The sequence below is a fragment of the Lysinibacillus sp. HST-98 genome, from assembly GCF_016757845.1.
Taxonomy (GTDB): domain Bacteria; phylum Bacillota; class Bacilli; order Bacillales_A; family Planococcaceae; genus Lysinibacillus; species Lysinibacillus capsici.
In genome coordinates, this window is sequence record NZ_JAENHX010000005.1 from 249,077 (window position 1) to 274,036 (window position 24,960).

A 24,960-nucleotide genomic window follows, 5' to 3' on the forward strand; every position below is an offset into this window, starting at 1 on the left:
AAAAACAACAATCAGTCCAAATAAAATTGGCTGATTGTTGTCTTAGTAATGGAATAACCTTATAAATGGTAAATACCATGTAAGAATTTGTTACTCTATTTGTTTTTTCATGAGTTGTTTTGAAAAGTTAAAGGATGGAATTTCGCTAACAAATGTAGAACCTAATAAGAATACCCCTCCGATAATTTGAACTAGGGTCATTTGCTCTTGCAATATCATTGCAGAAATCAAAATAGCTACAAAAGGATCGACATAACTGAGCATCGCAATACTCTGCCCTTTCAATTTTTCCATTCCCGAGAAAAACAACCAAAATCCAATCCCTGTATTAACGATACCTAAAATTAAAATAAAAGGAATAGATGCGCTTGATAATCCAAAAATCCCAAAGCCTTCTGTCAAAAAAACATACGGCAGCAGTAATAATGCGGTCGTTCCAAGTTGAATAATGGTCAGCTCCAGCTTGTCCATCTCTTTAATAAATTTGTTTAAAAGTAACAAAGCAGCATAAAAAGCAGCTGCCATCAATCCAAAGATAAGTCCAAGGAAATCATCTGATTCCGTTGCACTCACCCCTTCTCCTACAATCATTATCATACCGATCATTGCAATGACAATGCATATTATTTTTTTAATGGATAATGGTTCCTTAAGTACAACAGGTGAAAGAATCATTACAAATACTGGTGCAAAATAATATCCTAGTGTGGCATTGGCAAGTGATGTGTGGTCGTAGGATTGATAGAGAAAAATCCAGTTTCCTCCCAATGCAACGCCTGAGAGAATCAAAAATAAAGCATTCGTTTTTACTAAATTCCAGGATATTTTTTTCTTCATTATGGAGAAGATGAGCAGTAAAAATAAGCATCCTAGGAAACTACTTAGTAAAGCCCTTTCACTCGCCGCTAAATTAATGTTACGAACAACTAAACCGATTGTGCCAAAAATAATCATTGATACGATAAATTGAAATTTAGATTTCATGGTCGCCCCCCTAACCTACCGCATTTTAATAGATACTATTAGATACTTTTTTCCTTCCTTTTCTTCCACTCCCTTTCCACTTGCTTTTGTAATGGGAATAGCATAGCATACACATAAGTATTACAAAATTGAATGTTTATCATGTTATCTATAACAAAATAGCATGCAAGGGAGGATAGCGTTATGAATATCCAAAAATATATGGCCTTTGTCAAAGCGGTAGAATATGGGAGCTTTACAAGAGCTGCCGATGCATTAAACTATACACAGTCCGGCATCAGCCGTATGATCAACGATTTAGAATCAGAATGGGGAATATCCCTTTTTGAAAGAAGTCGTGCCGGAATCAGTTTAACATCTGATGGCTTAAAGTTACTGCCCCAATTACAGCGTATATGCAATGAGCATGAAATGTTAATGATGCAGATCGATGACTTACATGATATCCAATCAGGAATCATTCGAATTGGTACATTTTCTAGTGTAGCAACCCATTGGCTACCTTATATGATCAAATTCTTTAAGCAGGATTATCCAGGGATTGATTTCGAGTTACTATTAGGAGATTACACCGAAATCGAAAGCTGGATTATCGAAGGTAGGGTCGACTTTGGATTTTTACGACTGCCAACAAAAGCTGAAATGGAAACAATCTTTGTAGAGCAAGACCGTTTGTTGGTCGTCATTCATCAGGATCATCCTCTTGCTGATTGCGATAAATTTCCTATAAGTGAACTATTGACCAGTCCATTCATGCTTTTAGAAAAAGGCGCAAAAGCTGAAATCTCCGAAATTTTCGAGAAGCACAATATCTCGCCGCACATTTCTTTTACAACATGGGACGACTATGCCATTATGTCAATGGTGGAAAACGGGTTGGGAATCAGTATATTACCTGAACTGATTTTAGAACGTATTCCTTACCAAATTATTGCGAAAGAGCTCGAAGTACCTGCTTTTCGAACTATTGGAATGGCGATGAGAGAGCAAAAATCGCTGTCACTTGCAGCAAAGAGATTTATAGAATATTTATCCTATAGAAAGAGAAAATAGCACTACGATAAAAAGCGTATTCGAAAAAATCTCGAATACGCTGCATTAATCTTCGACCGCTTCTAAATAGCCTTGCTGTAAACATGTATCCGTCATAAACTGCTTTATCCCTGCATCAAATGACAATTTGATCGTGCTACTTGTGACCTCCAAAATTTTGCCTTCTCCAAACATCACATGCTTTACCTTTGAGCCCACGATTAACGCTGACTCCGTTGTAATTGTCCGATCATTACGGTATTGCTTCAGTGCTTTCCTCGGACTTTTCGACGCTTTCTTTGGTAATTCCTGAGGTGAGACGATTTGCTTTAACGCCTTCATGAATATTGATGGCACCACACTTGCTTTAAAACGCTTGCTGTATGAAATTAATTCCAAATGGCGAATTGCACGTGTGATACCGACATAAAAGAGCCTTGTTTCTTCCTCTATTGCTTCTTCCGTCTCACTAGGTAAAATCCCATCAATTAAGTCAATCAAATACACACGGTCATATTCCAAGCCTTTTGAACTGTGTAAGGTTGTTAAGGTAATGGCATTTATTTCATTTTTCAGATGTGATGTACGTGCTAAATTTTCAAGGTACTTCAAACGACCCGCAAATTCGGTCATCGTCGACGTATTGCGAGCAATTAGTCCAAGTACATTCACAATATCTAGTAAATTTTCATAATTAAAACCGAGGTCCTCGCTCATTTTCTTTAAGGCACGCTCATAACCAAAATCATAACGGATATGCTCTAGCATGGCTGTTGGTGTTGTTTGATCAAATTGAATGCTATCATACGTTTGGCGAATTCGCTTAATATATTCAGGCTGATAATCCTTTAGCTCCACATGCTCTAATAAAAGTGTGAATACACAGCCATCTTCTGGCACTTTCTGTAGGGCCTTAAATTGCGTTGGTGTAATATAAGCATTCATTTTTCTGTAAATTTTTTCAAATATTGAGATATTTTTTGTATTGTACGCTAGACGCATGAAGTTCATAATATCCTCCACGACCCAATGCGTAAAAAAGCGTATGGTGGAATCTTTCATATAGAAAGGCAGGCCCGCTCTATCTAACGCGTCCATAAGTGGAATGGCTGACGTATTATTTCGATATAAAACAGCCGTTGAGCCACGCTTAGACAAGCTTTTTAACTGATTCACTACATATTTGGCCTGTAAGCTGTAATTCTCTAGGATTTTAAACGAGATTGGCTCTGCTGCAGGATTTTGCGTAAACATTTGTTTGTTATATCGCTTTTTATTGCGCTGAATGAATAGATTGGCTGGCTCTACAATCGAGGCAGATGAACGATAGTTTTGTGTCATTAGTAAAACTTGTGCCTCTGGATAAATCTTTTGGAAATTCAACAAATAATCTGGCTCTGCACCACGCCAGCTATAAATGGCCTGATCCTCATCGGCAACGACGCATAAATTTTGATGGACAGCGACAAGCTTCTCGATGATTGCATGTTGAACAGGCGATGTATCCTGACTTTCATCCGTTAAATAAAAATCGTATCGACGCTGATATTGCGCCAACACCTCTCGATTTTTGGTAAAAATATCATTCGCCATTAACAGCATATCGTCAAAATCAATAAGCAAACGATCGCAACCTGTGCGTTTATATTCCTCATATCGCTGCAAAATCTCGACTTTTTTTGGCACCTTTACTTCTGCCATTGCCCATTCCTGTTCTGGCAACATTTTATTTTTGATGAACGTTATGTACGTCAGTAGCTCTTCTAACTGATCTTCAGTAATTTTCGAGCCATTTAATTGTTCAAAAATCTCACGAAGCACTCGTTTTTTTGACATAACACCAGGCTTGTCCGCTTCTTCCATAATCCCATATGAAATGCCCTGACGTTCAAGTGTCTCCCGCACCACTTGAAATGCTAAACTATGAATCGTCGAGAAATCAACTGGTGGCAAATGCGGAAAAAACTTTGCAAAACGTGCCCTCATATCATTTGCTGATGCCTTACTAAACGTAACAGCCTTGATGCGAGCAGGCTTAACACCAAGCGCCTCGATCATATAGCCAATACGCATAATAATGGTCGTCGTTTTTCCTGAACCAGGAGATGCCAATAGTAGCAACGGTCCATTCGTTTGCAATACGGCCTGCTTCTGCACATCATTTAGATAAACGCCAAGTGAACGCTCCTTTTCTTCAAAAAATGCTTTTTGCGCTCCATTCATATCATTTACTCCGTTCTAAAAAAATCTATTTTCTATTATACCAGATGATACTGCTTAACCTCCTAAGATCATTAAAAGCAACTGTAGCTCGACTACTACTCATTCAAGTAATTAATAGTCGTTAAGGAGATTGGTTGCCTCTTCATCATTTTTAAATCTTTTCAAAAACAAAAAAGCGTATATACAAAATGTACAACGCTTTTTAGTAGCTTGTTAGTGAAATTTTTTATTTGGCTATCCATTCATATTGAATATCAGCTAAATTCTCTTCATTTTCATGACCTCTACCTATAATTTTAAATCCATGTCTTTCATAAAATCGTTGAGCATTTTCATTAACCTCAAATGTGTATAAAGTTAATCGCCCATTTGCTTGTGCTTTTACTTTATCTAGTAATGTATGACCTATGCCCATCCCTTGATAGTCAACATGAATATATAGTTGGCTTATTTCCTCTTCGTTATAGGCAATCATTCCAACTACGTTTTCATCCATTAACGCTAAATCGATGTGAAACTGTTCAGCTAATAGATGATTTAAGAAATATACATGCCTTTCAAAGGTGTGAATTTCTTTCTGACCAATCGCCTTTTCCTTACTATCTCGCCACATAGCAACTGTTTGTTCAGCGTATTGGGGGTTATATTGCGTAATAATTATTTTGTGTTGGTCCACTACTGTACCTCCTTAAGTGCTAACTGTAGTTGGTGCATTACCATTCTTCACAATTACTTCGGATACCGTTTGATTGGTTATTATAAACATATGGCCTGTTTACTTTCATCTTATATTATTTTGATGGTCTAAGAAATAAATTAGGTAAATTTTCAGTCATACTGTACTCCTTAATAAAGTAAAGCACATTGCTTGAAGAATTAAATGTAAGTTCTACGGATAAAAAAACATCTTCCACTCACACTAATGGTGGAGGTGAGATGAAAATGGGAAATAATAAACATAAAAATAATAAAACGCAAGACAACAAAAAACAGCAGAATCAAAATCAAAATGCTAACAATGAGCGTAAAAACAGAGAAGAGTTTGCTGAAGAAGTAGATTTCAGTCAAATTCAAAATGAAAACAAACGTTAATCATACTATCATGTGAAGAAACCCTAATACTCACTTCAGTAAAGATGGGTATTGGGGCTATTTTTATAATCCATCTATTACAGCATTTTACGGCTCAAACCCAGCCTGACTTATATAAACATGATTTTCTGGAAAGATTTCAATAAATCGGTTGTATATTTTTTTTATTACATCTGGTCCATACCATTCTTCTAAACCAAGTTGGTCATATTTTTTCTCAATCTCAAGTTTTCTTGTGCGTTTTCCACCACTGCCATCTCCCATGAAGTAGTCATCTATACATATCCGATCGACGAGTTGCTTCAATTTCAAAGGAAAATATTCTCCACTTGGTAAAATGGGCGCGATAGCAACTTGGGTCGGTATGTCCGCAGCTGCTAATTTTTCCAATGTCTTAAAACGCGCTTGGATTGGAGGTGCCATTGGCGTAAAATGTTTACGTATCGTTTCCGAATCTGTCTCAATTGTCATACTTACCCGCACTTTTTCTTTAAATTGTCGCAGTAAATCAATATCTCGACTGACAAGTGGACTTCTCGTCTGTACAAATAAGAAATCAGGGGGATCCTCTAGCATAACCTCTAGTAAAGATCGCGTCACTTTTTCCTTATGCTCTATTGGCTGATACGGGTCTGTACTTGAGGACATAAAAATGGTTACAGGCCCTTTGGCTTTGGCACGATGAAGCTCCTTTTTTAATACTTTCGCCGCACCGTTTTTAACATCGACCCAACTACCCCATTCCCCTTCTCGAAAAAGAGATACAGGCATTTGACGTACATAGCAATAAGAACATCCAAATGAACAGCCTGTATAAGGGTTGAGTGAATGCGTATAGCCAGAAAGAAAGCCAGTTCCTTTATTCAGAATGGTTTTTGGATTTTTATAAAGGATTTCACATTTCATACGGAACCCCCATTCCATGTACGGTAAGTATTACGCATTGCTAGACGAACCTCGCTCTTCAAGGTCCAAAAGCAATTTTTTCATTGCTAATCCGCCCCGATAGCCTGTTAAAGAGCCATTCTTTCCTGTTACACGATGGCACGGTACAGTAAGTAACACTGGATTAGCCCCAATAGCCGCTCCCACAGCACGAACAGCTGCTGGTTTATTTATAGCATGGGCAATGTCTGAATAGGATTTCGTCTGCCCATAAGGAATTTCACAAAGTGCTTGCCAGACTGCTAGCTGAAATGGCGTACCTTTGTACTCCAATGGGACAGTAAAGGTTTTCCTCTTTCCTGCTAGATATTGAATGATTTCATTGACATAGGGTTCAAGCTTTTCCTCATCTTCAACAAGAGGACTTCCTGGAAAGCGTTTCTTCGCCCATTCAACCATTTCCTCGAATGGTTTGTTCTGTGAACCTACAAACACAAGGCCCTTGGAGGTAGCAGCAATATAAAAATGCCAATCCTCAAACTTGAGTAAAGACCAATAAAGGGTTGGTTTATTGTTTGTTTCCATCATTTATTTCCTCCATTTTTCTCATTTGACGAAATTGCGCTGGGGTCTGACCTGTTTTCTTTTTAAATAAAGTAATAAAATAGGGCGCATTCGCCATACCCACACATATGGCAATATCGCCTATTGCTTTATTCGTCTGCATCAAATACTTTTTAGCCGCGTGTACGCGAACTTGTTGTATATACTCAACGGGCGTCATGCCTTTAATCTTTTTAAATGTTCGATGCATATGATAGGGACTCCCATGACAAATCATTGCTAATGATTCAAGCGTTAATTTTTCAGCGAAATTTTGATCAATGTATGCTGTGATGACATCAACCCACTCGCTATCAGGTAAATTTTCATTAGTAGGCTTGCAGCGTTTACAAGGGCGAAAATTTGCGCGAAGTGCTTGTTCTGCGGTTGCAAAAATACATACATTCTCTTTTTTCGGAACGCGAGACTTACAGGATGGTTTACAGAATATCCCTGTTGACTTGACAGCATAAAAAAATTGATTGTTGTACGCTGTATCATTCGTGATAATGGCTTGCCATTTTTCATCTGTCATCATTTCTACATTATTCAAAATATCATTTTCATCATTCATAGGCTCATGCATTTATCTCACCTCTCCTTACAATATACTCCCTAAAAATTCACCATGTACAATTCTAGATATGGAATAGCAAGATATTGAAGTTTTTTTATTTAGAATCGTGAAAAATGATGCCAAGACCGTATCGTTCTCCAGCAGTAATCGTACTTACTCCATGACGAACCGTATGTTTATAATATCCCCTTTTCCCTAGAACAGGTCTATGGTTTGTAGGAAAGATGAGCGCACTGCCTTGATCTAACGTAATGACATGTCCCCTACTCTGAGCACGTGGAATTTGTTCCACTAGGAGTGATTCTCCACCAAAAAAGTCTTGTTCGCGTTGATTTAATACAAATACTACTTGAAACGGGAAAAACACATCGCCATATAAATCTTGATGCAAACAATTAAAGCCACCTGTTTCATACTTTAAGAGTAACGGTGTCGGTCTAGTTTGTTCATATTCTTTACAAGTGTTCAAAAAATCTTGAAGCTGAGCTGGAAACTGCGCTGTTTTCTTTAAATAACCTAACCATCGATTAGCTGTTTTGGCCAATTCTTGATAAAAGGACTCTCTTAAACTTTGGATGATTTCAGGCAATGGATAGGAAAAATATTTGTATTCCCCCTCCCCAAAGCGATATCTCGTCATATTAATGGTCGTTCTATATGGCTCTTCTGTACTATACATCCCTATTAAGAATTCACATTCCTCTTTTGTTAAGATTACTGGAAGCTTTGCAAATCCTTGCTTATCTAGTTCATGTTGAATGGAATCCCACTCTAAGCTGCCAACACGTGTTTGAATATCTTGGACCATTTTTATTCCCTCCTTAGCCTTCTTAATAACTAACACTATAACCTCATCAATAGAAAAAAATAAGGCGTTTAGAATGGAATAGCAAGATAACAAAATGAGTAAAGCTACTTTTATGGTAAAGTAAACTAACAAACTGTGTATGTTGTAAAGGAGAATGAAAAAGTGATATGGCATGACGTTGATGATGTGATGATCATTACCTTACCAGAAAATTTTGATATGAATGCGAATCTAGGCTATTTAACAAGAGAAAAAAATGAATGCATGTATGAAATAGAGAACGATATCATCATAAAAGTGATAGCCATTGGAGAAATGCAGTCTTTAGTACAGATAAGCGTAATTGATAATCAACAAATGGTTGTTCAATTCCTAAATGATTCTAGACCTATTGAGAAGTGGGAACAGGAAAAAATTGTCACATATATTCATGAATGGTTTGATCTTGATAACGATTTAACACCATTTTATGAAATGGCAAATTCAGATCCATTACTTCAAATACCTGCGCAAAAATTCTCTGGATTACGAGTTATCGGCATTCCCGATTTATTTGAAGCATTATGCTGGGGCGTTTTAGGGCAACAAATTAACCTTGCCTTTGCCTACTCTTTAAAGAGACAATTTGTAGAAAGCTTTGGCGATTCTATCGAATGGAATGTTAAAAAGTATTGGGTATTCCCTCCGTACGAACGAATTGCACAGTTAACACCTACTGACCTAGCAGCTATTAAAATGACAGTAAAAAAAAGTGAATATATTATTGGCATTGCAAGACTAATGGCAAACGGAGATTTATCGAAGGAACAATTAAAGAAAATGGATTTTAAAGAGGCAGAAAAAAGCTTAATCAAAATACGAGGAATCGGACCTTGGACAGCCAACTACGTGCTAATGCGTTGCCTAAGGTTTCAGACAGCTTTTCCAATCGATGATGTGGGTCTGATTAATTCAATAAAATCATTACGTAATATGAACCGAAAGCCTACCAAAGAGGAAATCTTAGAGCTATCCGAACCATGGAAAAACTGGGAATCCTACGCTACCTTCTATTTATGGCGTGTTCTCTATTGAATCATTACAACTAGGAAAAAGGAAACCGTTTTGATAAAAGATATATCAAAACGGATTCTTTTAATCATTTAATACGTGTAATCTATCACACTCACGCCGATTAATAAGAAAACATTATTTACAATCGGTATATAAATATCAAAATGCGGATTATTCGGATCTTAATCAATTGGATATTGTTCATGTTTTAAGAGCATATAAGGATAACTGTAAGGAAAATAAGATTAATGGTTTAACAATGGGATTTGCTCCCCCACTGTTATAGTGAACATAGAGGAGCTGCCTAAGGACTGTTTAATTTTTTCCGTTATTCAGGTATGAACATAGGAGGTATATATACAGGATTAAATTTTGTTCTGCCAAGTATTCTCAACTTTATTTTATTGAGTGCCTTACTTTTTCTTATTGCTCTTCCAGTATCCTAGTTTAAAGAGTAGAACTTTATAACATAATTTTATGTCATAGTTGCAGTCATACTGGCTTGGTTTTCCCTTTTAGGCTAGTTGAAGCTAGTTGAACGTTAAAGATTTTACGTTAACAAACAAACTTTCCTGTTACAACTTTTCAGTTTTTTAAGAGCAAGCTGCACAAGTTTGTTATAGAACATACATCCTAATTATGCGACAATTCAGGCTAACGCCTAGGACATTCATCTCTTCTTACTCACTGGGCTACACCCTTCACGTTCCTTGAAGTGGAGTCTTATGTCAGAAAATGGTAAAAAATGAAGTGTACTTGCAGCATCTTTAGATTTCCTCACCAATAAAGTTGCCGATTAAGCCCATAATGTAGGCGATGCTTTCTTTTGCTACCTTTCGTTTCACTACTTTGAATTTATAAAACTGCCTGGTTGGACGTCGTTGGCAGCTTAAAGGAGTTTGATCTTACATGATGGACTTGAAACTCAATTTTGATGCTTGATCCTCAATCCATAAAATGCAGTAAAAGTTCAAAATTAATTATTTATAGTTAGTCATAAGAAAAAAATCAGATGTTACTTCTATAAAATTTATAGAAATAAGCGCCTAGCCCTATATCTACAATGATAGGACTGGCGCTCTTAGCTTACTCTTCTGAATGGTTAGATTTTTTTAATTGTAAAAAATCATTGAATCTCTTCCTAGGCTTAATAAAATAGTAAATCAAAGGAAGGGATACTAGCACAATAGCAATAGCATATTATTGCTAGCATTGTGCATTCCATATGTAAATTTGATACAGACATTTTTGATATTCAAACAAATCGACCTTCGTTAGAAGAGATATTTATGAATGACTAACAACAAGAAAGCAACTACTTTTAAAGAAGTTGCTTTCTTGTTGGTTTTTCCATGTTAGATGGCTTTACTTTAAAAATTTCTCGTTAAGCCGTTAATGGGTTCCAATAAAGCAGTACATTATTGTAAAGATCAGCATAAAGGTTAAAACTGCTCCTAGTACATTTTGGTTATACGTATTTTTTCCATTTATTAGTTTTTTTAAAAAAGTAGTGAAATTTAAAAAATGTAAAACTCCTAAGACTGGTATAACAAACAACGTTATAAATAACATAAAGTACTCCCCCTTTTTTTTATTTTATAAAGTAACAAGAATTGCCCATACAAAAAATCAAATAAGCGACATCTTTAGCTTCATAAAAAACAGTCCCATACTTTTTTATTCACCCAGAAAAAACCTTCATGCGAACACGCTGCTAGTAAACATTGTTTATCTTCATAAAACATTAAATCCTTTGGTAATTCTGGCGTAATCCAACCAAAAAGTGAGTCGCTACGCTCCTTCAAAAATTGAGCAGTCGTATCGTTTAATAGAAAATAATAAACAAATGCCGTATTTTCGCCAAGCGTTGTCGTCTCCCATTCATTTTGAACCTTTCTTTCGATAAGCTGACTTTTAATAGGAGTCAATAGCCCATCAACAGCCGCTAACCGTAATTCTTCATTTTCCATCAATTGTCTGTTCTCAACAAAGGCAAAGCGGTTACATCGTTTCGCTAGTATATCAATAAGATGTTAATAGCGTTGCCCCATCATATTTTCAGTAATCATCATCAATTTTCATTCCTCCTCCTTTTCTATACTCAATTCAAAGCGCTCTATTTCAATCAAATATCCCTATAGGCCCCATTAAAAAAGAGCTGCGGGTAGCAACTCCATGATTTTGAATGAAAGCCATCGTAGAAAGCACTATGTGATTATTTCCTCCCCTATGCTTGTCATAACGAATGGATGCAAAATCATAAAAGCTTCTGTTGATTAATTCCTGCATCCATTCGTTCTATTGAGAATGTGTAACGATTACACCTTCCCACATCATCTAGCATAGGATTCAAAAAAACTAGGTCACATTTTTATACTCATGATAATACATAGAATACAAATCATTTAATGTCACTTTTCCAAATGCAAAATCCACTACATTTCTCTCCACTAAAAATGATGTAAGCGAACTTAATATAGCGGCTTCAGAGCTTGGTAAATGAATTAATGTTATTCCATTTGTAAGTGTTTGAAGCTTTATGTTTGGAAACAGCTCGTACAGTTGTTTTTCAGTTGTACTCGTCATGTTGTTCACACGAATCGTTTTAATATGGGCTTGACTGAAGCCTTCTATTATTTGGTTCGTATCCACTAGTTTTCCTTCGTTAAACAAGAAAATTCGATCTGCATATTTCTCTAAATTGTCTAGTAAATGCGAGGCAATAATAATCACCTTCCCCTCCGCCTTTTTCTTTACTAATATCTTCGAAATAATTTCTACATTATTTGGATCAAGACCGTTCATCACCTCATCCATCATCATAATGTCCGTATTCGTAACTATTTGCATAGCAAAGCAAAGGCGCTGGCGCATACCCAGAGAATATGTGCCTGTTTTTTTATTTACATAATGCCCCATATTTAATATTTCAATGGTTTCATCTATAAGTTTTAAATCGGATTGCCACATGGTTGCAAACATTTTTAAATGTTCACGCCCGCTTAAGTGATTATACAAGTCACTTTGGTCTGGCATCATCGACACAAAACTATGAATTTTTACTTCATTTGATTTATTCGAGTAGCATAGTCCATCTTTAAATACTACTTTCCCTTTCATAGGCTTTATATAATTCATCAACACATTCATAAATGTGGATTTTCCTGTTCCATTTGGTGCAACAAGTCCAATCATTTCACCTTGCTCAAATGTCATTGAAATATCATTTAACACTTTATTTTCCGCAAATTGCACAGTAATATTTTGAATATCAATCACCTGTGTCCCCCCTATTTAATTAGCTTATAACGTCTATTCATAACAGTAAGCAGCATGAATAAAATGACGACTACAGCTAAGACAAGTAGCAACTGTAATCCTAAATTGAAATCTAAAAAATCGTTCATATAATAAAAATTTCGTTGTTTTGAAACAATTTGTCCCACTTGAATGTAAGAAGTTGGGTAAATTTGAATATCCCAAAAGTAACCAACATATCGGCTGAAATAAAACTTTTCGCCAAAAATAAGGAGTAAACCTATGGCAAAATTCATCATCTCGTTACGGAATAGGATACTGCACAATAGTACAACGTTGATAATGACAAAGAACCAAGTAAAAAGCAAAATGAGGGTTTGTCCTAAAAACATCCCTAAAGTCATCGGTTCAAATTTACCCTCCTGACGCCAATCGAGATGAGGAGCATACATGGGTGATGGTAAATTGAAATTTCCAAAGCCGGATTGTAAGCCTATAATAATGAACCCAGCAAAAAGTGGTACAAATAATACGAAGCTACCTAGTAGTGCAACGATCATTTTCATCAATAGCTTTTTCCAATCGCTAATAGGAAATCCTTTGATAATAGATGGATGACGCCGATCTTTTGTCACGATATCAATAGCTAAAAGTAGTACACACACAATTAAAATAACAGGTAGTAATCCCTTTAATAAACGCTCGAACGTTTGAAGGGCTGTCCGCTGTTCGAAAATTTCCATTGATAATTCATAATTTGCGTTCGCATACGTATCATAACGGGCTGCCTGCTCTAAATAAGCATAAAAGGCATCATCTTCTGCATAATCATTATTTTTTATAAAATACTTTGAGTTATAGGAGAATGAATCACTTTTGTATGTAATCGCATTCGTAAAGTAATACCAATCACGAGTTACCTCTGCATATTTTTTTAGATTCCCTTCATCTAATGCTTCTAATCTCGCTTTATCTATTGGATTAATTTGCTGAAATATCTCAATTGCAAAGATGATGGCCGGATGTAGTCTATATATGTTTTGCCCCTCCATCGAATCTAAAAATTCCTGCCGTGTTAAATAGCGAGCCTCAATTTCTTCATATTCGACTTGTTCAATCGGATCATATGCATGTGCTATTTTAAACACATAAAAGAAGGTTGCAAAAGCAAGCAAAAAATAGATAGCTAAGTTTTTCTTATTCGTAAAAAATTGTTTGAATTCAAATTTGAAATAACTCCACATGCTAATGAGTACCTCCCCTATGCCCTTTTGATTTTTCCTGTTGAGAAAAACGTTTTAATAGCGAATAACATTAAAATAATACAGATAAGCAATATGATTAATCCTAGATTCATCGTAATATCAACAGGCTGTGCTAAATCTACTGGTACGCCTCTTAAAATATCATTGAAGTTCATGAAATTGAAAGGATTATAGGGAAATACACTAATTAAAGATGGGAAAATCATCGGTAAAAAGAACAAGATAAAGTGCACGAATAATGTTAGATACATATTTTTCAGTAACACATTCAAGATAATCGACAGCAGCATGACGAAAATGGAAATGACGAACATATAGCCAAGGCTCATCGCGATATATTGGATGGAAGAGATTAATACAGCATCTCCTACGTATATTCCTACTGGATCTAGTGGGTTTCCAAGTCCATTTAATACCCAAAATGGACTAGCGCAAATAAAAATGAGTAAAAAGCTTGTGATGATGGTGAACAAAGAAATCATACATTTGGATAAAATATAGAAATCAAAACGAACAGGAAAGCCTTGAATTAAACTAGAATGCTCAAAATCATCTAGCAAAATAGAACTTGTTTGGAAGCTAATAAATATGTACCAGCCTGCACCTACGTAACTAAAGAAAAATAATAAGAAAGGTATGTATTGAAATAAGTCGGTTATTTTATCCCTTCCCGCATCATTCATCCATTTAAAATAAAGATAGTCCATCGAATTTTGTAATTTAGAGGGTAATAATTCTGCGATGTCATTGTATCCTTCTAATTGGAATGCCTCTTGTCTTAATTCAGCAAGCTGAAGTGAAGCCTCATAATACATGGATTGTCTGTCCATCGTTAATGTGGCTATTTGCAATGCAATCTTACTTTTTTGCTTCGTTAAATTTTTAAATATGTCGCTGCCATCACCTGTTTCCGAGGCATCCTTCACTTGAAACTTTGATAGTATCGCCTGTGTTGAATAATAATCACCCTTTTTCTCAATAAGCTGATTACCAACGGCTTGTGCCTTTATATAAAACATAAAGCCAAAAACGATCATGACAACAGCAATTAGTGCAACTAAATTTCTTCGATTTGCTCGCTCTATCACTAAACCTACTTTTAATGCTCTTAACACTGGCATCCTCCTCGCTTTTTATTGTGATAGTCTTTAGAATACTATGATAATGCTTAGTGGATATTTTTTCAATTTTTTGTATTTTGAAGGTTATGAATAGTACGAATAAAAAGGTTGCTACTTGTTGGATGAATAGCAAATAAATAATATGAAAATATAAAATTTAGTTACTTTTAAATTACTAAACTATTTAACGATTGAAAGTATCTTTCTTCTTATTTTCATGTTAGGTATTTATAGATTTAAATTTTGTATAGTAATTATCTAATGGACTGCTTCTAAAACAGATATTTATGTTACTGGTACATTCCATAAACGACATAAGTAAAAGGACTGCTTTTAACAGTCCTTAAAATGATCAACTATTTAAAATGGCTTGTTTGCCATGTTCCACATAAGTTAAAGCGAAAATTCATAGCCAGTATAATTAAACATATTCCTGAATCTTATCTTTTCTGCAACTGCAACAGAAGACTTGTTCATATCCATACAATCCCAATAGGCAATCCAATTATTCTTTAAACATTCTTGAACATAATCGTATGCGAGTGTTTGAGCTAGTTTTTTTCCTTGGTGAGTCTCTATAGTTTCGATATCTATGCCATGTACATTTGCAGCAACAATGCCTGAAATACATGTACTCACAATCTCATTACGATGAATTATACAATAGCCCATGCCTTTAAGGAGGAAAATATCAGTTGAGGACCAAAAATCTCCTATTTTGGATTGTAAAAAGTCGATGTTATTGATTGAATGATCCTTATTTTCAAGAAGTGTAGCAGTGATTTTAAAAAGCTCGTATTCATAATCCATTTTGGGTACAATATCTCCTTTATAGTCACCCTGCTGTAAAGTGTAAACTCTTTGAAGCCAGTTCCCTAAATGGCGATGTTCAAAGCTACTACGAGTATATTTTTAATGATCGTAACTAAAATAGCCAGTATTAATACAATATTTGAATAATTGCCCTTATTAGTTGAAGAAGCTTTCGTTTAATTACTCTTGTTCTCTAGCCTTTCAGCTAAATCATGAAAATCTTGCATTGATGATTTTTTAGCTAACGCGATCCCTTTTTGAATAGATATAAAAGGAATGATTAAACACCATTTTATAAATCGCTTAGATTAGCACCAATTGTTCTAAAAGGAACTAGGTTTGCACTTGTTCCTCATGATTTATTTGTATAGTATTGATGAAGGTCATTATATTTCCATCGACCTTAATCACTACAAAAATAAGCAACATGAATACGTACATGATAAATATTCCTTTCCAAGTGTTTTTAAGCACATTCGCAAACTTCCTTCCACAAGCTTCTTGTTAGTTGATAACTAAAATTTTAGTTATGCCATTCATACTACCTACTAACATAAATTAAATTAACCAGCACCGTTAGCTTGAATAGAAAAGGGCTCTACTCCATACTTGAAGGAAAGCACCTAGCTAGTTAAATAACAAAACATTAAAAAAATTCATATAATCCATTTACAAAATAATCATATACGTTATCATCAATAATCTTTTCCCCGTACCCTTCAAAAAATATGACTTTATCTATTTCATGTTCAAAAGCATTGGGTTTTGGGCGTATAGCCAATGATACGTCATACCTTGGGTCACCATAAGCTCCGCTTCCCCAATCAATTACTCCTGTGATGACTCCGTTGGAAACTAAAACATTATCAATTGTAAAGTCTCCGTGAATAAAAGTTTGTTTATACAAGTTAGGTTTATTTGTTTTAATATATTCTAATAATTTCTCATTTCCATCTACTTTATAATTTTTCAGATTATATTCAGCTTGATTTAGCATATGGTCAATCCATTTTTGTTCACAAATTAACTCTTTTGGACATGGGGTTGTATGGATTTGAAATAGGAGTGCACCAAAATTAAATATCATTTCTTGCCGCTTCGCTTTATTTTTCTCGCTGAATAAAGCAGTCCTTAGTGTTTCCCCCTCTAAAAACTCAAGGAGAGCCCAGGAGTCCCTTTTGTTATTTTGTTCAACAAATTTCTTTACTTTTGGAACAGGTAGTTTGGCTTGATCAGTCAAACAGTTTAATACAGATACTTCTCTATTCAACCAAGAACAAAATAATTCTCCCTTTGTCCTTTTCAATGCATAAACCCCTTTATTATTTTCAATTAATCCAACATCGGAGGTGTAACCTTGCCGTGGAAACTTTATAGAATGAATCTTGTTAAGATATTCTTTAATTTCACTTGGAATTTCATCGATATGTATTGGTTGCATTGCGTACACCCCATCTAATAAGAATTTTTACTATACCTAATTCTTCTTTTTATTTATTAAAATTCCTTCTTCAACTAAATAGCATCACTATTTTAACTAGAAAAAAAATTCTACTCGATACTTTAAGGACAGCATCTCTTTAGTTCAGTAAGTAGATGTTTTGATAATATATTTCTTGTGAAATAAAGCAAAGCAGCTATTCAAAAAGGTGCGTCTTTTTGAACAGCTGCTGCTTTTTATTGCAATGGAATGCTTACTTCAATATTTTCCCCAATCGGATGAGGGTAATAGTTTAAATATAGCTTAGCTTTTCCATTATATTCTTCAAATTGTGATGTCTCCACTACATACTGCTCGTCTCGTGAAATGGTCAAACTTTTGAATTCTAATGGCGTGCCATCTTCTTTTATGGCGTCAGAGAGCTTTAATAATTTGCCTTCATTATTTTTATTCATCTTAACTGCTACACTTTGCTGCACTATTGAAATGTCCCCCTTAAAATAAGGAGGCTTCGTAAGTATCTCTTTTGTGCCAAAATCAACTTCGATAAAATCCTCACCCTTTGGCACAGCTTGAACGGCGCCAATCATAACCGTCAATGACGCTGGATCATCGAAATAATTACTTTGCAAATAGAGCGTAAATTTGCCATCGCGAATATTCCCGTCTGTTGAAATGTCATTTCTAATACTATCTCTACGTTCACCGCTTTCTGTCATGATGGCAACATCATCGAGCGCTAATAGTTGCATTGTATTATCTTTGGCTACCTCAATATCGAGTGCCACTTTTAGTGGCGAACGGCGAATTTGTGTAATTGTAAATTGCTGCCCATTGACATCGATCGTACGATTGGCAGTAAAAATTTTCTCCTTTGCAATCTCGTTTTTCAGTGAAAACGGTAAAGATATTTCAATGTTACCTTTCTCTTCATCCTGAAAGTGAAAAACTGCTTTAAAATCCTTGGAAGTATAGGCGATAGGCTTTAAAAAACTATATTTCACTGTTGAAGAGATGTATGTTTGATTGCTTGCATTCATGGTAAACGTACAGCCGCATTCAATCTCCTCATCTCCTTGAAACAATTGAACTTTCTCTAAATTTAATTTTGAAATATCAAATGAGGCATCAGCGTCATAGAACAGGACAAATCCTAAATTATCGGCAATCACGCCCTGCAATGTAAGTGCTAGACCTTTTCTAGATTGCGTCACATTGATTTCTTCATAGTATTCATGATCTACAATATCTTTTATTCCTTTATCTATTGCAATCGCTGTGACAATTGCTTGAAAGCCAGGTATTTTGGCAACTTGGCTAGCAATCGTTGGCGAGACGCGAATTGAAAAGAGAAGGCTTAGGCAAAGCATGGAGATGCATGCAACCGAAACAATGCGCTTCTTTCTTCTTTTTTCTCGTTGAACTTTCCGAAACATGTCCATGCGAACTTGTTGCAGTTTCTCCTTTGGAACGTCAATTAATGATTTACTCATAGCCAGTCCTCCTTTTCTCTAGCAAAGCTTCTAAGCTTCTTTAAAATGTGATGAAGCTTCGATTTTACAGTACCCTCAGGAATTTGATTGAGCTCGGCAATTTCTTTGTTTTTTAGTTGCTGGAAATATTTCATATAGACGAGTTGCTGCTCCGATAAAGATAAATGTTCCAATAATTTCTCCATATCTGAGTAGATGACCCATTCAGATAGGTGGTGTTCCTCAATCTGAACAGTCGGTGGACGTTTTCGTAAATGGTCTTTACAACAATTGATTAAGACACGCACAAGCCATGTTCTGGCATATTCGTGCTGTTGTACGGTATGCATTTTTTTGAGTGCCTTGTAAACAAGCTCCTGCATCACGTCCATAGCATCTTGCTCATTTTTCATATATGTAAAGGCCATGCGATATAAAATATCCTCATCCATTTCAATCAATGAAAGTATCGCTTCTTGATCTCCACGTATAGCACGCTGCTCTAATTCAAATTTCATCCTTTTTCGCCTCCTTCTCTCATTAGACTCAACCTTGTTGCATTTCGTTCAAAATTTTTGAAACTTTTTAGGAAACTGTCATTTCAACACATCTCCCCATTAATAGTAAGAAGCGATTGCTCTAATTGAACAATCGCCTCTTCCCCTAACCTGTATGTATTGGTAAACATTAAACACCATAATGAATCATCCATTTATCTTGCTTTATTGCTTCAGCTATTTTTTTGATTAATTCTTCAAGTTCTGCAGATTGGTATTCGACATTGGCTTCACTCACCATATTTAAAAATTGTTTATGGGAGCTCGGTGGTATCAAGGTTATCCCCCAATAGGCGAGACTTTTAAATGGCCTATTTGTGTTGTGTGCAAAAGTTTCGAGGTGATGTATTTTTTTGCCAAAATTCTTTGAAAGCAGTTCATCAAAGAGGTCACCATCTACACCGATGCAATTGTATTTTTCAGGTTCATAAGCAGCATACTCCTTGTCTTTTTCTATACAAGCAATGATCCCAAACTCATGAATGTATGGCATAGTATCGCAACCTCCAATTCCCTTTATGCCCGGCTAATGATTACGTTTCTTGCAAGAGAATCTTTGCAAGACGAAAAATGCCTTCCTCAATGGCTAGCTCATCAATTTTAGCAAAGCCTAGTACCCATCCTTTCCGATTATTTTCTAAGCAATACTTGCTAAGTGGATAAACACGTATCCCATTTTCGAGTGCGAGGTTCGTCATTGCTTCTTCATCAAACGATTCTTCCGCTTCAAGAAGCATATGCAAACCCGTTTCAATGCCACTTAGCTTGAAACGTTCGGCTAGTCCTGTTGCCATGATTGCCTTTGTCATCGCTTCATGTCTACGTCGATAGACATTTCTAGCTCTCCTCATATGACGCATAAAATGACCGTGCTCAATAAAATGAGCAAGCGTTAATTGCTCCATAATGGGAAGATGCCGATAGGTTAATTGTTGTACTTGCGCAAGCTGGCGAATGGCATCTTTTGGGCCGATAACTGCCGATATTCGTATGCCAGGAGCAACCATTTTAGAAAAACTCATCATATATAATGTGTTGTGGGGTTGTTGGCTAAACAAAGTAGGAAGCGGGCCACCTCGATACCTAAATTCACCATCATAATCATCTTCTACAATCCAAAATTGATTTTTCGCAGATTTTTGCAGCAATTGTTGTTTGCGTGGCTCAGACATTATGACACCCACTGCACATTGGTGAGAAGGCGTAACAAAAATAAGCTTGGTTTGTGGATCAATCTGCTCTACTTGTACGCCATACTCATCCACGGGCACAGCGACAACATTCATACGCCTATATTTCATGGTCATCCAGGCTGCAGGAAAGCCCGGATCTTCAACAGAAACCGTTTCTCCTTCTTTTAGAAGGGCTTGGGCAATCAGATCGATGCTATGCTGCGCGCCAGAGGTTAAGATGATTTGGTCAATCTCTACATGAACACCTCTTTCAAATGTCAGGTAACGTTGAATCTGTTCACGGAGCGGTGTGAAACCGTAGGCATCGCCATAGCCCCAATTGGTCAGATCTGTTTCTGCTGAAGCCTGTAAAAACGATTGTCGCCAAGTTTTTCGGAAATGCTCGTCCAAATACGGCTCATGAGGACAAAAATCGATTGCGACGTTTCCATTTTCTTTGCCTCTAAACCAACTGTTTAATTCATCAACTGCCACGTTTAATAAAGGTAATGTTGGCGTAGATGGTCCTTGAGGAATCACCTCATCTGCCAAGTTGGTTTTAAATCCCCATTCACTTACTCTTGTTCCTCCACGCCAATTTGTCACGGTATACCCTCGACTAAATAATTCCTCATAAACAATTTGTATAGTTGAGCGAGAAACACCTACTAATAAGGCGAGTTCTCGGGATGGAGGAAGTAACTCCCCTGGTGGCCATTTGCCTGTTGTAATATGATGAATAGCTTGGTCAAGTAACTGTTGCCATATAGGATTTTTATCGTCTCGGTTAACTTGTAACATTCAATTCACTTCCAGTTAGAATAGAGATTGTTAAAATATGCGAAAATTAATCGTTTTGTACAGTCAATAAGTATTATACTATCAAATCGATCATTTTATAGATATAGGATGTTTGTAGTACACCTTGCATCATCTAATTACATGATAACATCCTTTTAAAGGCTACATCTGCAGCATGAATCGTTCTATCAATATCATGTATGGAATGAGCAGTCGAGATAAATATGCTTTCATATTGAGAAGGAGGTAGAAGTATACCCTGTTTTAGCATTTCTTTATAAAAACGGCGAAACATCTCAGCATCTATTTTTTGAGCATCATCAAAATTTTGTAAGGGATGATCGATGAATGCGTAGCCAATCATTGTCCCAGCTTTCGTTGTTTTAAGTGGAATATGGTTGTTATGAGCTACTTTTGATAAGCCTTGTATAAGCCGATCTGCTAACGCTTCGATATACGAATAACTGTTATGATTTAATTTATTGATTGTGGTATACCCCGCTACCATAGCGATTGGATTACCCGATAAGGTTCCAGCCTGATAAATACTACCTTCAGGTGCAATGTGATTCATGATTTCTTTTCTTCCACCATATGCCCCAACAGGCATTCCTCCACCAATGATCTTTCCTAAACATGTTAAGTCTGGTTTTATGTTATAAAGCCCTTGAGCAGAGTGGTAATCTATACGAAAACCAGTCATGACCTCATCGAGTATAAATAGGCCACCATATTTTGTAGTGAAAGAACGTATTGCTTGAAGAAATTCAGGGTTAGCTGGTATTCCCGCCATATTGCCTGCAAACGGTTCTACGATAACTGCTGCAATTTGTGAGCCATATTTATCAAATATCGTTTTCAGGACTTCGATATTATTATAAGGAATGGAGATTGTATGCTTAGTAATCTCTAAAGGTACACCCAGACTATCAGGAAGGCTGAATGTAGCAATTCCTGAGCCTGCCTTTACTAATAGATGATCACTGTGCCCATGATAGTTTCCATCAAATTTCACAATGATGTCTTTGCCAGTAAAGCCTCTAGCTAGTCTAATGGCGCTCATTGTCGCTTCTGTACCCGAATTAACCATTCGAATCTTTTCTATGGAAGGTAGGCGAGTAGATATTAATGTGGCTAGCTTATTTTCTTGTAAAGTTGGCAATCCAAAACTTGTCCCCCTCTGGATGGCTTCAAGAAGTGCATCTGAAACCTCCTTATCTGCATGTCCATGAATTAATGGGCCCCAAGATAGCACATAATCTATATAGCGATTGCCATCAATATCATATATGTTTGAGCCTTTCCCATGACTCATAAAAATTGGCTCCATCCCAACTGATTGAAATGCTCTCACTGGGCTATTTACCCCACCAGGCATAAGTTTTTTTGCTATTTCGAAGGCTTCTATTGATTTCGTCGTATCGATGTTAAAAACCACCTTTCGTAGTGATATTATCTTTGTCTAATTTGTTGTCCCTCATTTATGCTTTGCTGTTTTCTGAGCAATGGAACATTCATTAATAAATGTGCGCCCAAACCTGCTACAAGCCCCCAAAATGCCCCGCCAACTCCAAGTAAAGTAACATTTGCAGCTGTTGCCAAAAAAGTAATGAGTGCTGTTTCACGCCCAATTGGATTTGTTAATGCATTGGCAAGGCTACTTCCAATTGTGCCTAGCAACGCTAATCCCGCTAATGTTGCAATGAACGTAGCTGGGAGAATTAAAAACAATGCAGCCAATGTTACCCCAAAAATACCGACAATTATATAAAAAATGCCACAGACAATACCTGCAATATAACGTTTTCTTGAATCCTCATGAGCGTCCTTCCCCGTACAGATGGCTGCTGTAATTGCTGCTACGTTAAAAGCATGTGATCCAAAGGGGGCTGTCAGGAGTGATCCCAATCCTGTTACAATCAAAATCGGATTGGCACTCGTTTTAAATCCATCATTTCGCAACACTAGCATGCCTGGCATGTACTGTCCTGTTAAGGTAATAATAAAAAGCGGCAAAGCGACACCCAATAATGCATGTAGAGAAAACGTTGGCGCAACAAATACAGGAGACGCGAAGGCTAACTCGATATGGCTGAAATCTACCTGCCCCATACTTATTAAATAAATCAAGCCAATGACTAGCATACCGACAATTGCATAGCGAGATGTAAACCTTCTTAATACGATATACGTAGTAAACAGGACGATGACAAGTAAAGGTTCCACTTTCGCACCACCAAAGGCTGAAATACCAAATTGTAATAAAATACCTGCCAGTAAACCTGAAGCAATGCCTGGCGGAATGAGTTGGACAAAACGTTCAAACATGCCTGATAAACCTAACAAAACAAATGCTATTGCAGAAATAATATAAGCACCAATGGCTTCAGCATACGGGGTAACCGCTAAAGCCGAAACAAGAAACGCTACGCCTGGTGTTGACCAAGCTGTAATAATGGGTTCACGGTATCGGTAACTTAGCCAGATACCCGTTACCCCCACACCAATGGAAATCGACCATATCCATGATGCAGTCATTTCTGGACTTAGACCAGCAACCTTGGCAGCCTGAAACACCAAGATAAAAGTGCCCCCATAGTTAACTAAGACAGATATAAAAGCAGCGATGGTGGGCGACAGGAAATCACGCACATTCAGTGAAACGGATGTTGAGTTCATACACTTTCCTACCTTTCTACAAATTATTTTAATCCCTTCTTCATACTAGGAATTCATCACGTATTCTCGTCCTTTAAGGACTGTTTCCTTCCTTTGTGGAATGTCGTTTTCCTATTGTCATTAGCCCTCTTTATGTAATGTGTCATTCCATAAATTTCAATTTGCTTGATTCGAAGTAACGCTTTACTTGTCGCTATCTAATAAAATGTCAATCTACCTGAACTAAACAGAAGTAGCACTCCCCCTCCTTGCTAATAAATGAACGGTCTTAGCATAACGCAATACGGATTGATAAAAAACATCCAAAACTGCGAATTTGAGCAGTCCATAAAATTAGGTACAATAAAATAACCACTATCCCTATAGTGTAGTTTTATAAAAATGACTAATCGTTAAAAACAAAGATTGATCATTCATATTAAGTTTGATAAAAAAATCCTGTGTTGAAATGCAGGATTTTTTTGTCAACAAACGGGCCATTTAATAGAATAAAATACAATAATTATTGGACGCGAAGATTGTGAAGATTACTTAAACTAATGGTGCAGGTTAGTTGAAGTACCATCTCTTTTTTATATTGGAACTTTCATCTAAATACAAACGTTAAACTTATAAATTCTCTACTGTTATTAATAGTTTTGTGAAATAGAAAGGGGACTTTTATGAAATCCAATCTTTTGGTGTGGGTATTTTTTCTTCCTTTATTCTTATTTTTCAGTTTAATGCTATATATTGAAGTTTCAATTTATTCAGCTTTGCCTCCAGAACTAGGTGGAAGGGGTTTTTGGGTGGAATTTAAAAATGCTTGGTATCGTTCAATTTGGTTTTATGCAATAGTATTGATATTTTCCTTCTTGCTTTATTTGAAGTTTTTACATAAAGGAAAATAAAGAATTAATAAACTTTTGCTGTTGAACTAACGGGATGCTTTAGTTTAGCAAGAATTATGCTTATAATCTTCCACAATCGGGCGCGATTCTGGAACAAGAATCAGCGCTTTTTTAATTAAAGGGCCAGATTATTGATAAACCTTTTCAATAAAATTGGATATTATTGTTGAATTATTGAGTAAAAGATTTTGAAGCTTTTCACTTAAACTAACGGGGCAGTTTAGTTCAAGAATT

Annotated in this window: 22 protein-coding genes; 3 read left to right on the forward strand and 19 right to left on the reverse strand. The window is 36.3% G+C overall.

The window, feature by feature from the left end:
* Positions 1-90: 90 nt before the first annotated feature.
* Positions 91-984: a DMT family transporter gene (locus JIN86_RS14110; RefSeq protein ID WP_004230404.1), complete on the reverse strand. Its 894-nt coding sequence runs from the start codon at positions 982-984 to the stop codon at positions 91-93.
* Positions 985-1,167: 183 nt separating this feature from the next.
* Here JIN86_RS14110 and JIN86_RS14115 point away from each other — a divergent pair, with 183 nt between their 5' ends.
* Positions 1,168-2,037 (forward strand): LysR family transcriptional regulator, encoded by an 870-nt coding sequence (locus tag JIN86_RS14115; protein ID WP_202342230.1) that lies wholly within the window; start codon positions 1,168-1,170, stop codon positions 2,035-2,037.
* Positions 2,038-2,082: 45 nt separating this feature from the next.
* Here the strand turns inward: JIN86_RS14115 and JIN86_RS14120 are convergent, their stop codons facing one another.
* Positions 2,083-4,239 carry an ATP-dependent helicase gene (locus tag JIN86_RS14120; protein ID WP_202342231.1) on the reverse strand — a complete coding sequence of 719 codons (2,157 nt, stop codon included), beginning with the start codon at positions 4,237-4,239 and terminating at the stop codon, positions 2,083-2,085.
* 226 nt (positions 4,240-4,465) lie between these two features.
* Positions 4,466-4,915 (reverse strand): GNAT family N-acetyltransferase, encoded by a 450-nt coding sequence (locus tag JIN86_RS14125; RefSeq protein WP_004230407.1) that lies wholly within the window; start codon positions 4,913-4,915, stop codon positions 4,466-4,468.
* A 188-nt stretch (positions 4,916-5,103) separates the two neighbouring features.
* Between JIN86_RS14125 and JIN86_RS14130 the strand changes: the two genes are divergently transcribed.
* Positions 5,104-5,331, forward strand: coding sequence for a hypothetical protein (locus tag JIN86_RS14130; protein ID WP_202342247.1), 228 nt, complete (start codon positions 5,104-5,106; stop codon positions 5,329-5,331).
* Between the two features lie 87 nt (positions 5,332-5,418).
* Here the strand turns inward: JIN86_RS14130 and JIN86_RS14135 are convergent, their stop codons facing one another.
* The 4 genes from JIN86_RS14135 to JIN86_RS14150 form a co-directional block, all read right to left on the reverse strand.
* The gene (locus tag JIN86_RS14135) at positions 5,419-6,237 is read right to left on the reverse strand and encodes an SPL family radical SAM protein (protein WP_202342232.1); all 819 of its coding nucleotides are present in this window, start codon (positions 6,235-6,237) and stop codon (positions 5,419-5,421) included.
* Positions 6,238-6,267: 30 nt separating this feature from the next.
* On the reverse strand, positions 6,268-6,801 hold the full coding sequence (gene adaB, locus JIN86_RS14140) for a methylated-DNA--[protein]-cysteine S-methyltransferase (RefSeq protein WP_202342246.1): 534 nt from the start codon (positions 6,799-6,801) through the stop codon (positions 6,268-6,270).
* The gene (locus tag JIN86_RS14145; RefSeq protein WP_202342233.1) at positions 6,785-7,405 is read right to left on the reverse strand and encodes a bifunctional transcriptional activator/DNA repair enzyme AdaA; all 621 of its coding nucleotides are present in this window, start codon (positions 7,403-7,405) and stop codon (positions 6,785-6,787) included. The genes adaB and JIN86_RS14145 overlap by 17 nt, the downstream gene beginning before the upstream one ends.
* A gap of 85 nt (positions 7,406-7,490) precedes the next feature.
* Positions 7,491-8,204 (reverse strand): 2OG-Fe(II) oxygenase, encoded by a 714-nt coding sequence (locus JIN86_RS14150; protein WP_202342234.1) that lies wholly within the window; start codon positions 8,202-8,204, stop codon positions 7,491-7,493.
* Between the two features lie 162 nt (positions 8,205-8,366).
* Between JIN86_RS14150 and JIN86_RS14155 the strand changes: the two genes are divergently transcribed.
* Positions 8,367-9,278, forward strand: coding sequence for a DNA glycosylase (locus tag JIN86_RS14155; protein ID WP_202342235.1), 912 nt, complete (start codon positions 8,367-8,369; stop codon positions 9,276-9,278).
* 1,631 nt (positions 9,279-10,909) lie between these two features.
* Here JIN86_RS14155 and JIN86_RS14160 read toward each other — a convergent pair.
* From JIN86_RS14160 to JIN86_RS14215, 12 genes are all read right to left on the reverse strand, one after another.
* Positions 10,910-11,230, reverse strand: a complete 321-nt coding sequence (locus tag JIN86_RS14160; RefSeq protein WP_237497281.1) for a stage III sporulation protein AH — start codon at positions 11,228-11,230, stop codon at positions 10,910-10,912.
* Between the two features lie 385 nt (positions 11,231-11,615).
* The gene (locus JIN86_RS14165; protein WP_202342236.1) at positions 11,616-12,536 is read right to left on the reverse strand and encodes an ABC transporter ATP-binding protein; all 921 of its coding nucleotides are present in this window, start codon (positions 12,534-12,536) and stop codon (positions 11,616-11,618) included.
* 11 nt (positions 12,537-12,547) lie between these two features.
* Positions 12,548-13,759, reverse strand: coding sequence for an ABC transporter permease (locus JIN86_RS14170; protein ID WP_202342237.1), 1,212 nt, complete (start codon positions 13,757-13,759; stop codon positions 12,548-12,550).
* A gap of 17 nt (positions 13,760-13,776) precedes the next feature.
* The gene (locus JIN86_RS14175; RefSeq protein ID WP_202342238.1) at positions 13,777-14,901 is read right to left on the reverse strand and encodes an ABC transporter; all 1,125 of its coding nucleotides are present in this window, start codon (positions 14,899-14,901) and stop codon (positions 13,777-13,779) included.
* Between the two features lie 393 nt (positions 14,902-15,294).
* Positions 15,295-15,723, reverse strand: coding sequence for a GNAT family N-acetyltransferase (locus tag JIN86_RS14180; RefSeq protein ID WP_269799456.1), 429 nt, complete (start codon positions 15,721-15,723; stop codon positions 15,295-15,297).
* A gap of 637 nt (positions 15,724-16,360) precedes the next feature.
* Positions 16,361-17,155 (reverse strand): aminoglycoside phosphotransferase APH(3'), encoded by a 795-nt coding sequence (locus JIN86_RS14185; RefSeq protein WP_009371688.1) that lies wholly within the window; start codon positions 17,153-17,155, stop codon positions 16,361-16,363.
* 236 nt (positions 17,156-17,391) lie between these two features.
* Positions 17,392-18,648 (reverse strand): DUF4179 domain-containing protein, encoded by a 1,257-nt coding sequence (locus JIN86_RS14190; protein WP_202342239.1) that lies wholly within the window; start codon positions 18,646-18,648, stop codon positions 17,392-17,394.
* Entirely contained in the window at positions 18,645-19,145 is a 501-nt protein-coding gene (locus JIN86_RS14195; RefSeq protein ID WP_004230431.1) for a sigma-70 family RNA polymerase sigma factor, read from the reverse strand. The genes JIN86_RS14190 and JIN86_RS14195 overlap by 4 nt, the downstream gene beginning before the upstream one ends.
* A gap of 169 nt (positions 19,146-19,314) precedes the next feature.
* Entirely contained in the window at positions 19,315-19,677 is a 363-nt protein-coding gene (locus JIN86_RS14200) for a hypothetical protein (RefSeq protein WP_009371692.1), read from the reverse strand.
* A gap of 40 nt (positions 19,678-19,717) precedes the next feature.
* Positions 19,718-21,157: a MocR-like pyridoxine biosynthesis transcription factor PdxR gene (gene pdxR / locus JIN86_RS14205; RefSeq protein ID WP_202342240.1), complete on the reverse strand. Its 1,440-nt coding sequence runs from the start codon at positions 21,155-21,157 to the stop codon at positions 19,718-19,720.
* A 133-nt stretch (positions 21,158-21,290) separates the two neighbouring features.
* Positions 21,291-22,583: a glutamate-1-semialdehyde 2,1-aminomutase gene (hemL, locus tag JIN86_RS14210; RefSeq protein ID WP_225341037.1), complete on the reverse strand. Its 1,293-nt coding sequence runs from the start codon at positions 22,581-22,583 to the stop codon at positions 21,291-21,293.
* Between the two features lie 26 nt (positions 22,584-22,609).
* Positions 22,610-23,836, reverse strand: coding sequence for a benzoate/H(+) symporter BenE family transporter (locus tag JIN86_RS14215; protein WP_009371695.1), 1,227 nt, complete (start codon positions 23,834-23,836; stop codon positions 22,610-22,612).
* Between the last annotated feature and the right edge of the window lie 1,124 nt (positions 23,837-24,960).